Raw genomic sequence first — 15652 nt, forward strand, 5'->3', positions numbered from 1 at the left:
TGGCTATGCTTTTTCAAAGACTATGGATACAGAACTAGCTATAAAGGCTGTAGAAAATGCCTACATAACTCAAAAACCAAAGAATACTGTTATACTCCACAGTGAGAACATAATATAATTCATTCTTTTAGCGGCAAGGGATGTCCTTATGACAATGCTTGTATAGAATCCTTTCATGCTACACTAAAAAAGGAAGAAGTACACTTAGTTACATATTATGACTTTGATGCTGCAAGGATAGCTATATTTAAATATATAGAATCCTGGTATAACAGAAAAAGGCTGCATAGCAGTATCGGTTATATGACTCCCCAACAGTTTGAAGATTCTTTAAGAAAAACTGCATAAAAAATTTGAGTTTTTGTGTCTACTATATTGACATAAATCCAAAAACAGGAGGTATCTGTATTGGAAAATGCATTACAACAGAAAGCTTGGGGAAAAATCTTAGAAAATTATTCTTTCTAAGAACTAGCTGCAATATGCTGAATATTGATAAGATTAATACTGTATATCTAGCCCGCGAAGCGACAGATTTAAGAAGAAATGAAGAAATATTTATGGTTTAGCCATTATCGTTTAATCAGAGCTTAAGCTTGATTCTTTTAAAAAAGCATTATCTGAATAAGAGCTTCTACTCCATTTGAAATTAAATTTCTAAAAAATTAATAAAAAACACTTTTAATATTTCTAAATTAAGGGTACAATGTTAACATAATGTTTATGAGGCGTAAATATAATTTATATTATGCCATAATAATAAGGAGGTATTTTTAATGAGTGATGAAAAATTACACAACTGCGGTTGTGAGGAAGATACATGCGGCTGTGGCTGCGGAGAACATGAGCATGAGCAAGGCTGCGAATGTGGTGATCATGAACATGGGGAGTGTTGTGGCTGCGGACATGATCATGGAGCTATGATTGTTGATTTAGAAGATGAAAACGGTAATGTAGTTTCTTGTGAGGTTGTTGATGGATTTACCTATAAAGAAAATGATTATGTTTTAGTTCAGCATCCAGAAGATGGTTCTGTTTTTTTATTTAAAGTAGTAGGTGAAGAAGGAGAGCTTGTAATTCCAGAGGAGGAAGAATTTGACGAAGTTTCAAAATACTATGAACAAAGTTTAGAAGATGAAGAGTAAAAATTTAGGCCGCTGCCGTAAATAGCGGCCTTTAATTATATGTTTCTATTTAGCTTAAGGAGGCTGACTTTGATGGAAAGGCTTGCTATATTTGATGTAGATTATACTCTTACAAAGAGAGAAACTTTAATGGAATTTTATAAGTTTATGCTTAAAAAAAATCCTAAACTATCTTTTAGTTTTCCTAAAATATTATTATCAGCGTTCTTTTATGCTTTTAAAATAGTTCCTTTAAAAAAAGTAAAAGAATATTTTATTTACTTTATTGATGGTATCAAGGAAGAAGAAATGAAAGATTTAGTTAAAGAATTCTATGAAAAAAGACTGAGCAGGATTTTGTATAAGGATGCTATTGAGACCATGAGAAAATTAAAAGCTAAAGGGTGTAAAATATATTTAATATCTGCTTCGCCAGAATTTTATTTAAAGGAACTATATAATATAAAAGAAGTGGATAAGGTAATTGGTACTAGATACTTATGCGAAAATGGAGTACATAAAAGCACCATGGAGGGTGAAAATTGTAAAGGTGAGGAAAAGGTAAAAAGATTGATGGAAGAATTAAAAAAAGAAAAAATAGAAGTAGACTTTAAAAATTCCTACATGTTTTCAGATTCTCTTTCAGATTTGCCTCTTTTTAATCTTGTAGGAAATCCTTATCTTATAAATTATAGAAAAAAACATGATAAAATAAAAATATTAAAATGGAAGTAAGCGTTTTAATAGATTATTTTAAATTATGGTATTTGTTTATAAATTTAAGATTTTACATAAAGATAAATTATTTACAGGAGGAGAGATACATATGAGCGAGTGCTATAGTAAATTTTTTATACGTAACACTGAAGTGCTGAGAGAAGAAGTTTTTCAAGATAGTTTAGTTTCTACTGGAACTTCTCTTTATGAAGTGATAAGAGTTATAGATGGAGTACCGCTTTTTTTAGAAAAACACTTAGAAAGGTTAAAAAATTCGGCTCAAATAGTAAATTTTCATTTGTGGATGGATTTAAATGATATTAAAGAAAAATTATTAGAACTTATAAATATAAATAATGTACTAGTAGGTAATGTAAAAATTATTTTCAATTATAACAATAATGAAGGAAAGGAAAAGCGTACTTTTTTGGCATATTTTATAAAGCACCACTATCCAAGCAAAGAATTATATGAAAATGGAGTTTCTACAATACTATGTTTTATGGAGAGAGATAAACCTAATGCTAAGATAATTAATAATGAACTAAGAAAAATAACAGATGAAAAGATGAAAAGCAGCGGTGCTTATGAAGCTATATTAGTAGATAAAAATGAAAATATTACAGAAGGCAGCAGGTCTAATATATTCATGATAAAAGAAAACGTAGTTTTAACTGCCCCTATTGTTGATGTTCTGCCAGGCATAACTAGACAAATTATAATGGATATTTGTAAAGCTGAAAATATACAAATAGAAGAGAAAAGGGTTAGTTATAAAGAATTAAAAGAATTAAGTGCATTATTTATTACAGGTACTTCTCCAAAAGTTCTGCCAGTAAATAAAGTCGAAAATATTATGTTTAATTCTTCAAAAAATAGTATTGTGTTAAAAATTAAGGAAGCATATGATAAAATTATTGAGACATATATAGTTAACAATAAAATTTTATAATTTTTTAAATTATTATCAAGAAAATGTTTATTAATACGAAAATAAAGATAAGTATATAAATTTATAATATAATCTTATCGGGGATGGGTGAATTGTTATGAAGGAAAACAGCACTTTGATAGTGGACAAGGATTCCTCTATTCCAGCTAGAAGCTTAAATATAAAAATAACTGAAAACAATATGGAAGCATATATAACAATAACCTACTCTTTTAAGGAGGGGCAGAATCCTCCTCCAAGCTATAATGTTGATGAGTTAAAAGCTGAGCTGTTTAATAAAGGTATTGTTTATGGAATTATCGAGGAAAATTTAGAGAAATGCACTGACAAAAATGGAGTAGAAAATATATTAGTTGCCAAAGGAGAATTTCCGGTAGAAGGTGAAGATGATATTATCCATATTAAATTTGATATAGATAAAGATATAAAAAAGTTAAATGAAGATAAGTATGGAAGAATTGACTTTAAAAATATTGGTGCAGTAACTGCAGTTAGTAAGGGTGATGTTTTAGTTGAAAGAGTACCAGGGAAAGATGGTGTTCCTGGAAAAGATATTAAAGGAAAAATACTTAAACCTAAACCTGTAAAAAAAATTAAGCTTAAAGTTTCAAGTGGTTGTGAAATTAAAAACGAAAATATAGTAATAGCTTCTATGTCCGGTAAACCAAGTATAAAAAATAATACTTTTTATGTATACAAGGTACATGAAGTAAAAGGAGATGTGAACCTGGAAACAGGAAATATTATCTTTTCAGAAGATATATTAATACATGGACATGTAAAAGAAGGTATGAAGGTTATAGCTGGAAATACAATTTCTGTATTAAAAAATGTTGAGCGAGCGGAAATAAAAGGAAGATCTGATATAGTAATTAAAGGGAATATTATATCATCTCATGTTATAGGTGGAGGAGAAGATACAGAAAAGCTTAAAGAACTTGAAAATTTAAATGTATTCAGACAGTCTTTAAAGGATATGATAGGAGCCATTGAAGAAGTAAAGAAGTTTAATCTTTTAGGATATGATGTATCAGACGGTCAGATAGTTAAAGTACTTATGGAAAATAAGTTTAAAGCTATACCAAAACAGGGTTTATGTGCAATAACTCATATTATTAAAAGCAGACAAAATGACGATATCCAAGGGGATAAACTTTTGTGTCTTATAAAAGGAAAGCTGCTTGGATTAGCTCCATTAAGTATAAAACATTACAGTGAAGTTATAGAAATAGAAGAAACAGTTAATGAAAGAATTGAGTTTTTAAATAGTACTCTTTCTTTACCGGTAAATGTAAAAATAAATTACTGTCAAGATTCATTTATAAACAGCTCAGGAGATATAATAGTTTCAGGTAAAGGTTCTTATGTTTCAGAATTATACGCCTATAACAATGTTTATTTTACAGGAGATATGAGTGTAGTCAGAGGCGGTACAGTTAAAGCAGGAAAAGAAATTAAATGTAAAACTGCAGGGAGCCTTGGAGGATCTATTACTAAGCTTATTGTAAATGAAGAGGGTCATATATGGATAGATAAAGCTTATGAAAACATAGTGTTATCAATTGGCGGTAGAGAGTTTGTCATAGATTATGCAAGCAGAAAGCTGCATGCTTATTTAAATGAAAACTATGAACTAAAGGTTGATAGATTAAGATTGTAAAAGGAATACAGGAGGCATAAAGATTGATAATCTTTATGTGCTTTTGAGGAATACAGGAGGGTAATATGGAAAACAAAGAAATAAAGGTATTGATATTCAGTATAAATGGTGAGTATTATGCAACAGATATTATGGAAGTTGAAAGAATTTTAGGTTATGAAGAAACTACAAAGCTCCCTGATTCACCAGATTTCATGCTAGGAGTCATAAACTATGAAGGGGCTATTCTTCCCATTATATCACTTGCTAAAAAATTCAATTTATCTTCTCAGGAAAAGGTTAATGATTCAAAAATTATTGTTGCTAAACAGGATAACAATAAAATAGGAATAATTGTAGATGTAGTTTCTGAAGTAAAAGATATCAATACAAAAGATATAGAAAATGCGCCAGAAATTGCAGCAAAAATTTCAAAAAGATATATAAAAGGCCTTATTAAAATAGATAAAAAAATAATAATATTTTTAAATCTAGCTACCATTTTAACTGAAGAAGAAAAAAATTTAATAATGTAAGGTGCAGTTATGGATGTAATGGATGTAAAAGAAATTAAAGTTGGAATTGCAGATCTTAATGTAACTACTTCACCAAATAAACTTATAACTGTAGGTTTAGGTTCTTGTATTGGAATTGCACTTTATGACAAACTCCAAAATATAGGAGGATTAGCTCATATTATGCTGCCAGATAGTACACTATTTGGCAATATAAACAATCCTATTAAATTTGCAGATTTGGCTATTCCTGTTCTTATTGAAAAAATGGAGAAAATGGGAGCTTCAAAAAGAAACATCACAGCTAAAATAGCTGGGGGGGCTTCCATGTTTAATTTTTCAGATAAAAGCATGATAATGGATGTAGGAAATAGAAACAGTGCAGCTGTAAAAGCTGTACTTGGAAAGTTATCCATATCAATTATTGGTGAGGATGTAGGAGGTAATAAAGGAAGAACTATGATATTTGATACCTTTAATGGTACTGTTAAAATAAGAACAGTAGGTTTAGGTATAAAAGAAATATGATGGAGTGTGGTCTTGTTTGCAAAAGGTTAAGGTTTTAGTAGTTGATGATTCAGCATTGATGAGAAAAATAATATCTGATATGATAAATTCGCAGGACGATATGGAAGTAATAGATATTGCCAGAAATGGTCAGGACTTGCTCCAAAAACTGCAAAAACATAATGTGGACGTTATAACATTAGATGTAGAAATGCCTGTTATGGACGGAATAACTGCATTAAGGGAATTGAAGGAAAGAGGAATCAATATACCTGTAATAATGCTTAGCAGCGTTTCACAACGTGGAACAACACTTACCATGGAGTGTCTTGAGGCTGGAGCTTTTGATTTTATTCCTAAGCCTTCAGGAGCAATATCTCTAGATATAAACAAGGTTAAAGATGAATTGATTATAAAAATAAGAATGGCATATGATAAAAACAATGCTAAAGCTTCTTATATAAAGACAAGTACAGTTAATAATGAAAAGGCTCAATTTTTAAAAAAGAATTTAAGTGATAAAATTGAAGCAGTTGTAATAGGGGCGTCTACCGGTGGTCCTAAGGCGCTTTATAAAGTTATAACAGAACTTCCTAAGGACTTAGGTGTACCTGTATTTATTGTTCAGCATATGCCTGTAGGATTTACAAAAGCTTTTGCAGATAGATTAAATACAAACAGTAAAATTACAGTGGTGGAAGCTTCAGATGGACAAAGTATTGAAAAAAATGTAGTTTATATAGCCCCTGGAGGTTTTCACATGGAAGTTCATAGTGATAGAAAAATTCATTTAAATACAGAACCAGCTATGTGGGGGGTTAGGCCAGCTGTAGATAAGCTTTTTATATCAGCTTCTAAAGTATATGGTCCTCGGCTTGTAAGTGCTGTACTCACAGGAATGGGAAGAGACGGAGCACAGGGAACAGTGGAAATAAAGAAAAATGGAGGAATAACTATTTCAGAAGATAAGTCTACGTGTACAATATATGGTATGCCAAAAGCAGCTTTTGAAACTGGAAAAGTAGATATTATTCTTCCTATTGATGAAATGGCAGTCCAAATTATTAAGCTTATTACAGGGAGATAAAGTTTATGGATTTAGTGTATTTTGAACAATGGGTGTTAAAAGAGTTTAATATAAATTTATCAGCATACAAGTCAAATCAGCTTCATAGAAGAATATTAAGTTTGATGTCAAGGGTTGGAGTGAAGTCTGTTGAAGATTATATTGCTCTTTTGAAAAAAGATAAATCTCAAAGGCAAAGATTCTTAGATTTTATTACTATAAATGTAAGTGAATTTTTTAGAAATCCGGAAATCTTTGAGGAATTGAAAGAGAAAATACTTAAGGAGCTGCTTCCAGGTAATAGAAGCTTAAAAATTTGGAGTGCAGCCTGTTCTATTGGTGCAGAACCATATTCACTTGCTATAATTATGGACAACTTAAGTCCGGGAGGAAAACATAAGATAATAGCAACGGATATTGATTCAACTATATTAGATAGAGCAAGGGCAGGAGAATATTCTTTCTCTGAAGTTAAGAATGTAAAAAAAGAGTATTTAGATAAGTACTTTAAAGTTTCAGGAGATAAATATATAATAGATTCTAGAATAAAAAATATGGTGTCTTTCAAAAAGCATGATTTGATATTGGAAGCTTATGAGAAGGATTTTGATCTTATAGTATGCAGAAATGTAGTTATTTATTTTAATCAGGACGTGAAGGATGCCATATATAAAAAATTCAGTTCTTCATTAAAAAAAGGGGGACTTCTATTTGTAGGAGCTACGGAAAGCATTTATAATTATAAAGACTATGGATTTGATAAGGCTTCTACTTTTATATATAGAAAACTTTAGGGAGGGAAAAATATGGATACATCACAATATCTTTCAATGTTTCTTGAAGAGTCTATGGATAATCTTCAGACTTTGAACGAATCCTTGCTTATGCTTGAGCAAGATCCAAATGATATAGATAAGTTAAATGAAATTTTCAGGGTAGCCCATACTATAAAGGGAATGGCTGCAACTATGGGCTTTAATGTAATGGCTGAGCTTACTCACAAGATGGAAGATGTATTAACAAAGTTTAGAGACGGTGAACTGAAAGTAACTCAAAGGGTTGTAACTGTACTTTTTCAGTGTTTGGATACTCTTGAAACTATGGTTAATAATATTTCTGAAGGTAACGATGAAAGAGTACCAATAGAGGGTATTATTAAAAATCTAGAGGGAATTGGAAATAGAGAAGAGAATGAAGAAATAGAAGAAAATGTATTTGAAAATAAGGAAATTTCTGAAGAAGAACAGGAAAATTTAGAAATTAAATTAAATGAATATGATATTAATATCGTTAAGCAAGCAGCCTATAAAGGGTTTAAAGCTTATCAGATAGCAATAAGTTTAAATGAAAATACTTTGCTTAAATCTGCCAGAGCTTTTCTTATTTTTAAAAGCTTAGAGGAAAGTGGAGAAATTATAAAATCTATTCCTGCTGTTGAAGATATAGAAAATGAAAATTTTGAATTTCAGATAGGGCTTATTTATGTTTCAAATAAGAGTAAAGAGGAAATTTATGAAAATCTCATAAATATTTCAGAAGTTGAAAAGGTAAGCATTGAAATGCTTAACTCATCAGAGCTTCACAGCAGTCAGGTAAAACCTGTTGTGCAAAGTGAACAAATAAGTAGCCAAACAGTTTCAAAGGGAAATAATAAAGCTGCAAAAGAAACCCAAAAGGAAACTACTGCTCACAAAAAAGCTCATCAATCTGTAAGAGTAGACTTGGAAAGATTGGATAAATTTATGAACATGGTATCAGAGCTTGTTATTCATAGAACAAGACTGGAACAAATTAGCGGCAGTTTAAGGATTACAGAGTTAAATGAAACCTTAGAGCAAGTAGCCAGAACTACGTCTGATCTGCAGGATTTAGTAATGAAGATTAGAATGATGCCTTTAGATGTAGTGTTTAATAGATTTCCTAGAATGGTCAGAGATTTGTCTGTTGAGCTTAACAAAGAAATAGAGCTTATAATACAAGGGCAGGATACAGAGCTTGACAGAACAGTAATAGATGAGATAGGAGAACCTCTTATACACCTTATAAGAAATGCAGCAGACCATGGTATTGAAAGTAAGGAAGAGAGAATAGCCAAGGGTAAGGATCCTATTGGAAAGATTAAACTTATAGCCTACCAGGAAGGAACTAAGGCAGTTATTAAGGTTGAAGATGATGGTAAGGGTTTAGATGTGAATAAAATACAGGCTAAGGCAGAAAGAATGGGTATTAGTACTGAAGGTATGTCGGATACTGATATCCGAAATTTAATCTTTGTTCAAGGCTTTAGTACTAACGAAAAAGTAACTGATATTTCCGGAAGAGGAGTAGGAATGGATGTTGTAAAAACAAACATTTCAGCCTTGGGTGGAACAGTTGACGTAATTAGTGAAATTGACAAAGGTACTTCATTTATTATAAGATTACCATTGACACTTCAAATAATTCAGGCTCTTTTAGTTAAGGTTGGAGATGAAACTATGGCTATATCTCTTGGATATATAGACAGAGTAATTGATTATAAGGAAAACTTAGTTAAAAAGACTAATAACAAAGAAGTTATAATCTATAATGGAAATGTAATTCCTCTTATAAGAGTTAATAAAAAATTAGGTATAGAGTCTGCAGGAAATAATAAAAATTATATAGTAATAGTGAAGGTTGGAGAGAAAGTAGCAGGACTTCTTGTAGATTCACTATTTGGACAAAAAGAAATAGTTATAAAACCTCTTGGAAAGACACTGCAAGGATTAAAGGAATATATTGGTGCAACAATACTTGGCGATGGACTTGTAACACTTATACTAGATGTTGCAGCACTAATATAGTGGTTGTAACTGTAGGAGGAGAAAATTATGGAAAATATGGAATTTAACCCTGTGCAGCTTGATGCTTTAAAAGAAGTGGGCAATATTGGAGCTGGTAATGCTGCTACAGCGCTTTCACAGATTATTAATAAAAAAATCGATATGACTGTTCCAGCTGTAAATATAGTTCCCTTTGACACTGTTTTTTCAAGAATTGGTGGAGAAGAAATTGTTGTTGGGGTTATAGTAAGAGTACTTGGAGATACTCCAGGAAACATTTTGTTTATCTTTGAGAAAGAAGTTGCTTTAGATTTTATAGAGATTCTTTTAGGACAAAGGGAAGAAGAAATAAGCGAAATGGGTAACTCCGTGCTTTGCGAAATAGGAAATATTATATCAGGCTCTTTTATGAATGCTATAGCAAGGTTTACAAACCTTCTGATAGTGCCTTCTGTGCCTGCAGTTTCCTGTGATATGCTTGGTGCTATTCTTTCCACAACTTTTATTGAGTCAGGACAATTTGATGAATTTGTACTTGATATTGAAACTACGTTTTTAGAGTCTGGTTCTAATATCAGCGGGCATTTTTATTATATACCTATGCCTGGCTCACTTGATAAAATTTTAGGTGCACTTGGAGTAAAATAATAAGGAATACGAGGAGGATATAAAATGGCTGCAAAAGTATTAATTGTTGATGATGCTGCTTTTATGAGAATGATGATAAAGGATATACTTGAAAAGAACGGATTTGAAGTAATTGGAGAAGCAAATAATGGCTTAAAAGCTGTTGAACTTTATAAAAAAGAAAAACCAGATGTTGTAACTATGGATATTACTATGCCTGATATGGATGGTATTGAGGCTGTAAAATCTATAAGGGCGTTTGACCCTGGTGCGAAAATAATTATGTGCAGTGCTATGGGACAGCAGACAATGGTTATGGATGCAATTAGAGCAGGAGCAAGAGACTTTATTGTTAAGCCTTTTCAACCAGACAGAGTTTTAGAAGCTATTAGGAAGGTATTGGGGTAACAAGGAATAAGGGGGAATTACTATGCAAGTCGTTATATTTAAGCTTGCTGATGAACAATTTGCAGTGGAAACTTCAAAGGTTCAAAGCATAAATGACACCATGGGAATAACAAAAGTTCCTAAGGCTCCAAGCCATATAAAAGGACTTATAAACCTTAGAGGAAATATTATATCTCTTCTTGATATAAACATGCTTCTTGATATAGATAAAAATGAAAAAGGTCAAAATAATATTGTTATATTAGAAATGGAAGATGAACTTATAGGAATTACTGTTGACCAGGTAGATGAAGTTTTAGATATAGATGAAAGTTTTATTGAAAGAGTAGAGAATGATAGAAGGAAATCCTATATAAGAGGAGTTATTAACCTTAAGGACAGAATAGTAACACTTATTGATATAGATAGGCTTTTATCAAATTAACTAGAAATGAGGGGAAAATATGGCAGAAGTATTATCACAAAGCGAAATAGACGCTCTCCTGTCTGCCTTATCCTCTGGTGAATTAAAACCAGATGAACTTCCAAAGGAGGAAGAGAAGCAAAAGGTCAAAGTTTATGATTTTAGAAGTCCTCAGAAATTTTCAAAGGAGCATATAAGAACACTTGAACTTATACACGATAATTATGCCAGAATTATATCTAGTTATCTTACAGCTCAGGTTAGAAGTAATGTAAAGGTAAAGATAGTATCTGTAGAACAGATAACTTATGAGGAGTTTATTCACTCTGTACCTAATCCCACTATACTTACAATATTCAAGATGCCTCCTTTAAGCGGTTCAATATTATTTGAAACAAATCCACAGTTTGTATTTCAAATAATAGATGTACTTCTTGGAGGCTCTGGTACTGGAAAGTATAAAATGAGAGAGTTTACAGATATTGATAAAAATATTATAAGGCATATTAATAAAGGACTTATAGGAAATCTGAAGTTAGCCTGGGAGGATGTACTTGAAGTACAGACGGAAATAGAAGGTATTGAAACTAACCCTGCTTTAAATCAAACGATGGCACCAACTGAACCAGTTGCTCTAATAACATTTTCTGTAGACATGAATAAAAGCAGTACTTATATTAATATTTGCATACCATATTTAAGTATTGAAAAGGTGCTTGATAAGTTAGTTGTTCAATATTGGTTTCAGGAAAATAATGAAGAAGTGTTACATGAATCCAGGGAAAAGCTTAAGAATAGATTAAATGTGGTAAAAGTTGAAGTTACAGCTGTTTTAGGCAAAACTAATATTACAATCGATGATTTTTTGAAGTTGTCAGCGGGAGATGTAATAACTCTTGATAATAAAAGCAGCAGTCCAGTTAAGTTATTGGTGGAGGATAAGCCTTATTATTATGGTAAGCCTGGTATAATAGGCAAGAACCTCGGAATTGAAATACTTGATATTATAGATAAGGATGTGGAAAATTATGAGTAATGGGTTTCTTTCACAGGAAGAAATAGATTCTCTATTAAACGGAGGAAGTTTAAGCCCTGAACCTGAAGTGGAGGAGATGCTTTCAGACATAGAGAAGGACCTGCTTGGTGAGATAGGAAACATTTCTATGGGTTCAGCTTCTACAGCACTTTCCACAATTATAAACCAACAAGTTAATATAACTACACCTGTAGTTACAGTTACTACTTTAAAAAAGCTTAAAAATGATTTTGAGGTGCCCAATATTGCTCTTGAAGTAAGATTCACAAGTGGTATAGTCGGTGAGAATCTTTTAGTTATGAAGATAACAGATGCAGCAATAATTGCAAATCTTATGATGGGCGGAGATGGAAAAGTTGAAAGCCATGAGCTTACAGAGATAGAAATAAGTGCGGTGTCAGAGGCTATGAATCAGATGATAGGTTCTGCCGCAACTTCTATGGCAACAATGTTTTCAAGAGAGGTAAACATAGCTCCTCCAAGTTCAACTATTTGGAGCGACAGCACTAATAAACTATCAAATAATATTGATGAAAATGAAAACATTATTCAAGTATCCTTTAGGCTAACAATAGGCAGCTTGGTGGACAGTACAATAATGCAGATACTTCCTATGGAAACGGCTAAAAAAGTTATTTCTATAATGATGGGAACTGAAAATTCAGAACCTGCTGCAGAGACTGTTAATGTAAAACCAGCTTATATAGAGCCGCAGGCGTCTTTTAATTTTCAGGAGCCTTCTAAAGAGGTTTACGTAGAGCCGGCTTTTGAAAAAAGAACACCTGAACCTCAGGTGGAAATTCATAAGGCATCCTTTCAGCCTCTTAAGGAAAGTTCAGCTGCTGCTATGCCTAGAAATATAGATCTAATATTGGATGTTCCGCTAGAAATTTCTGTTGTTTTAGGAAGGACTAAAAAGAATATAAAGGATATATTAAGTCTTGGAACAGGCTCACTTATAGAGCTTGATAAATTGGCTGAAGAACCAGTTGAAATATTAGTTAACGGTAAAATAGTAGCTTATGGAGAAGTAGTAGTAGTTGATGAAAACTTTGGAGTAAGGATTACAAGCATAGTAAGCGGTGCAGAAAGAGTTAAATCATTATCTAGATAATTAAGAAGAAATAAAGTTTAATGCTTTATTTCTTTTTATTTAGGTATAAATTTATATTAATATTATACGATAATAGAATTAATATATTAGAAAATATAATTTGGAAAATTTAGGAGTGCTGAGTATGAAAATAAGCGGTGTAGGTGTCAATAAAGTAGTTAATTTATATAAAACTAATTCTAAATCATCTTTAAAAAATACATCAAATTCAAATAAAGATACAATTGAAATATCAACCCTTGGTAAAAGTTTGAGTTCTCTTTCGTTAGAAGAAAACTTTAAAAATTCCCCTGAAAAAGTTGAAAAACTAAAAAACGAAATATCAAAGGGAACTTATAAAGTAAATTCAGCTTTAATTGCGAAAAGTATAATAGATAACATTAAAGAGAAAGGAGTCTAGTTTTGAAAGAGGAATTAAACAATATTATTTCAGCAGAGATAGAGGCTTTAACGGAACTGATAAAAGTACTTGAAACTCAGCATGCATCTTTAATTAAGAGCGATGCTATTACACTTGAAAGCTGTGTCAGTGAAATAGAAAAGTGCAGCAGAATGCTGGCGGATAAGGAAGTTAAGAGAAGAGAATTAACAAAAGGAAGATCCATGAGTGAAATTGTAGAGGAAATAGGGGATAGTTCTTTAGAAGAAAACTATAGAAAAATGAGGATACTGCTTCATGAAGCCAAGGTACAGAAGGAGTCAAATGAGTTATTAATAAAGCAGGGGTTAAGTTTTACTAATAGAATATTAAATATACTTAATCCTTCAAGAATGCCAAAAACCTATAATTCCTATGGAAGAGTATCAAGATAAGTTTAAATGAGGTGGACAGATGTCGGGGTTATTTTCGATTTTTAATATTGCAAGCAGAGGAATGTCAACTCAACAGAGAGCAATAAATGTTACTTCACATAATATTGCAAATGCAAATACAGAAGGGTATTCAAGGCAAAGGGCTGTAATTCAAACTACAAGACCTTTTGGAATGCCAACATTAAACAATGCAGCTGAACCTGGACAAATTGGTACAGGTTCTCAGGTTACAGCTATTCAAAGAGTAAGAGATAGTTTTCTAGATTATCAGGTAAGGGTTGAAAACAGCAGATACGGACAGTTTTCAGCAAGAGATAAGTTTTTAAGCGAAATTGAAAGTATTTTTAATGAACCAAGCGATACAGGAATATCAAGTTTAATAGGAAAGTTTTTTGATTCCTGGCAGACTCTTTCTCAAGATGCTGAAAATTCTAATTCAAGGACTATAGTAGTTCAACAGGCTGCAGCACTAGCAGATGCTTTAAATCATACTGCAAGTCAGCTGCAAAAGCTTAAGGAAAACACACAATCTGTTATTAAAAATACAGTTTTTGAAGTAAATGATATTTTAAATCAGATTGACCAGCTTAATGTTCAAATTATTGGAGTAAAGGTTGCAGGTCAGGAACCTAATGATTTGATGGATAGAAGAGACCTTCTTCTAGATGAATTAAGTACCAAATTCAATATAACAATTGATAAGAAGAATTTTGAAGGTTTTGATGTAAAGCCTGAAGATTTAATTTCTAAAGGTCTTTCAGATAATTCATCGTTTATAAAGGCAGAGGACAATACAAATGTAAGAAGGTTATCATATATAGACAGTATAACTAAAAATGCAGATGGAACATATGATATAACTTACTATAAATTAGGAGATAAAACCAGCAGTGAAAATGGGGTTACAATAAAAGGTGTAACCTTAACAGATGAGGAGTACAAACAAATAGATGAGACTAGAGTTATCTGGGCTGATAAATCTGGAAATGCTGCAGTGGTCAGCGGAAGCACCTTTAAGGATTTTGTACTCTTTCAGCCATCAAAGGGAGAACTACAAGGTTATATGTCAGTTCAAAAGGATATAGATACTTATATGGATCAGCTGAATAAGGTAGCAAAAGCTTTAGCATTTTCAGTAAACGCTCTGCACAGCGGTAAAGAGTCATCAGTTACCTATAAAGTTGATGCAAACGGTGAATTTATCCTGGATGAAAACGGAAATAAAATAATTGAATCTATAAATGATTTTGTTCCATTTTTTGTAAACAGTGACGTGGCAGATAATGTATATACTATTAAAAGCACGAAGAGTGTACTTTATGATAAAAATGGTACTTCAGCCTTAGAAGCAGTATTAAGAGCTGAAGACAATATTACAGCAGCAAATATATCTGTAAATAAACAGCTAATTGATGATGTTATGCAGATTAAAACAAGATTTAACGATGATAAAGAAGGATATGAACTGGCGTCAGATAATGTTACAGATGGCTTAAGCGATGGTTCAAGAGCATTGGCTATAGCACAGTTAAGAGATAAGCTTATGAATATACAGGATATTGGAAGCGTCATAAATTCAAGAGCAGATTTATTTGACTCATCCAAAGGTAATAATCTAATTAATAAAAAATCTATCGGAACTATTGAATTTGTGAGTAGTCCTAATGGAATGAAAATAGATAATTATTTTAAAGATGTTATAGATAGATTAGGTGTTCAAGGTGCTGAAGCAAAAAGGATGGTTGTAAACCAGGAAACTCTTTTAGCAAGCTTTAAACAGACAAGAGAATCAATATCAGGAGTTTCTTTAGATGAGGAAATGGCTAATTTAATACAATATCAGCACGCTTATCAAGCAAATGCAAAAATCATCTCTACAGTAGACGAACTTCTTGATGTTGTTATTAACGGGTTAAAGAGATAATTT

General features: G+C 31.8%; 17 protein-coding genes and 1 pseudogene. All 18 read left to right on the forward strand.

What is annotated here, in order from left to right; genetic code table 11:
- Nucleotides 1-348, forward strand: a pseudogene (locus M2651_RS07850) (transposase); the annotation flags it as partial.
- A gap of 428 nt (nucleotides 349-776) precedes the next feature.
- Nucleotides 777-1145, forward strand: a complete 369-nt coding sequence (locus tag M2651_RS07855; RefSeq protein WP_252131794.1) for a DUF1292 domain-containing protein — start codon at nucleotides 777-779, stop codon at nucleotides 1143-1145.
- Nucleotides 1146-1217: 72 nt separating this feature from the next.
- Nucleotides 1218-1859 (forward strand): HAD-IB family hydrolase, encoded by a 642-nt coding sequence (locus tag M2651_RS07860; RefSeq protein ID WP_252131795.1) that lies wholly within the window; start codon nucleotides 1218-1220, stop codon nucleotides 1857-1859.
- 91 nt (nucleotides 1860-1950) lie between these two features.
- Nucleotides 1951-2793, forward strand: coding sequence for an aminotransferase class IV (locus M2651_RS07865; RefSeq protein ID WP_252131796.1), 843 nt, complete (start codon nucleotides 1951-1953; stop codon nucleotides 2791-2793).
- A gap of 97 nt (nucleotides 2794-2890) precedes the next feature.
- Complete coding sequence (locus M2651_RS07870) at nucleotides 2891-4453, forward strand: flagellar assembly protein A (RefSeq protein WP_252131797.1); 1563 nt, start codon at nucleotides 2891-2893, stop codon at nucleotides 4451-4453.
- Nucleotides 4454-4518: 65 nt separating this feature from the next.
- A complete protein-coding gene (locus M2651_RS07875) occupies nucleotides 4519-4968 on the forward strand; it encodes a chemotaxis protein CheW (RefSeq protein ID WP_252131798.1) in 450 nt (149 codons plus the stop codon).
- Nucleotides 4969-4986: 18 nt separating this feature from the next.
- Nucleotides 4987-5475 carry a chemotaxis protein CheD gene (locus tag M2651_RS07880; protein WP_252131924.1) on the forward strand — a complete coding sequence of 163 codons (489 nt, stop codon included), beginning with the start codon at nucleotides 4987-4989 and terminating at the stop codon, nucleotides 5473-5475.
- 16 nt (nucleotides 5476-5491) lie between these two features.
- The gene (locus M2651_RS07885) at nucleotides 5492-6541 is read left to right on the forward strand and encodes a protein-glutamate methylesterase/protein-glutamine glutaminase (RefSeq protein WP_252131799.1); all 1050 of its coding nucleotides are present in this window, start codon (nucleotides 5492-5494) and stop codon (nucleotides 6539-6541) included.
- A 5-nt stretch (nucleotides 6542-6546) separates the two neighbouring features.
- Nucleotides 6547-7314, forward strand: coding sequence for a CheR family methyltransferase (locus M2651_RS07890; RefSeq protein ID WP_252131800.1), 768 nt, complete (start codon nucleotides 6547-6549; stop codon nucleotides 7312-7314).
- 12 nt (nucleotides 7315-7326) lie between these two features.
- Nucleotides 7327-9345, forward strand: a complete 2019-nt coding sequence (locus M2651_RS07895) for a chemotaxis protein CheA (RefSeq protein ID WP_252131801.1) — start codon at nucleotides 7327-7329, stop codon at nucleotides 9343-9345.
- 27 nt (nucleotides 9346-9372) lie between these two features.
- Nucleotides 9373-9972: a chemotaxis protein CheC gene (locus tag M2651_RS07900; RefSeq protein ID WP_252131802.1), complete on the forward strand. Its 600-nt coding sequence runs from the start codon at nucleotides 9373-9375 to the stop codon at nucleotides 9970-9972.
- Nucleotides 9973-9996: 24 nt separating this feature from the next.
- Nucleotides 9997-10359, forward strand: a complete 363-nt coding sequence (locus M2651_RS07905) for a response regulator (RefSeq protein WP_252131803.1) — start codon at nucleotides 9997-9999, stop codon at nucleotides 10357-10359.
- Nucleotides 10360-10381: 22 nt separating this feature from the next.
- Nucleotides 10382-10783 (forward strand): chemotaxis protein CheW, encoded by a 402-nt coding sequence (locus tag M2651_RS07910; RefSeq protein WP_252131804.1) that lies wholly within the window; start codon nucleotides 10382-10384, stop codon nucleotides 10781-10783.
- Between the two features lie 19 nt (nucleotides 10784-10802).
- A complete protein-coding gene (gene fliM, locus M2651_RS07915; protein ID WP_252131805.1) occupies nucleotides 10803-11798 on the forward strand; it encodes a flagellar motor switch protein FliM in 996 nt (331 codons plus the stop codon).
- Nucleotides 11791-12912 (forward strand): flagellar motor switch phosphatase FliY, encoded by a 1122-nt coding sequence (fliY, locus tag M2651_RS07920; protein ID WP_252131806.1) that lies wholly within the window; start codon nucleotides 11791-11793, stop codon nucleotides 12910-12912. Before fliM ends, fliY begins: the two co-directional genes overlap by 8 nt.
- 124 nt (nucleotides 12913-13036) lie before the next feature.
- A complete protein-coding gene (gene flgM, locus M2651_RS07925) occupies nucleotides 13037-13312 on the forward strand; it encodes a flagellar biosynthesis anti-sigma factor FlgM (RefSeq protein WP_252131807.1) in 276 nt (91 codons plus the stop codon).
- Nucleotides 13313-13314: 2 nt separating this feature from the next.
- Nucleotides 13315-13725, forward strand: a complete 411-nt coding sequence (locus M2651_RS07930) for a flagellar protein FlgN (protein WP_252131808.1) — start codon at nucleotides 13315-13317, stop codon at nucleotides 13723-13725.
- 19 nt (nucleotides 13726-13744) lie between these two features.
- A complete protein-coding gene (gene flgK / locus M2651_RS07935) occupies nucleotides 13745-15649 on the forward strand; it encodes a flagellar hook-associated protein FlgK (protein ID WP_252131809.1) in 1905 nt (634 codons plus the stop codon).
- Nucleotides 15650-15652 lie beyond the last annotated feature (3 nt).

Source organism: Clostridium caldaquaticum, from assembly GCF_023806125.1.
GTDB classification, from domain to species: domain Bacteria; phylum Bacillota; class Clostridia; order Clostridiales; family Clostridiaceae; genus Clostridium_AT; species Clostridium_AT caldaquaticum.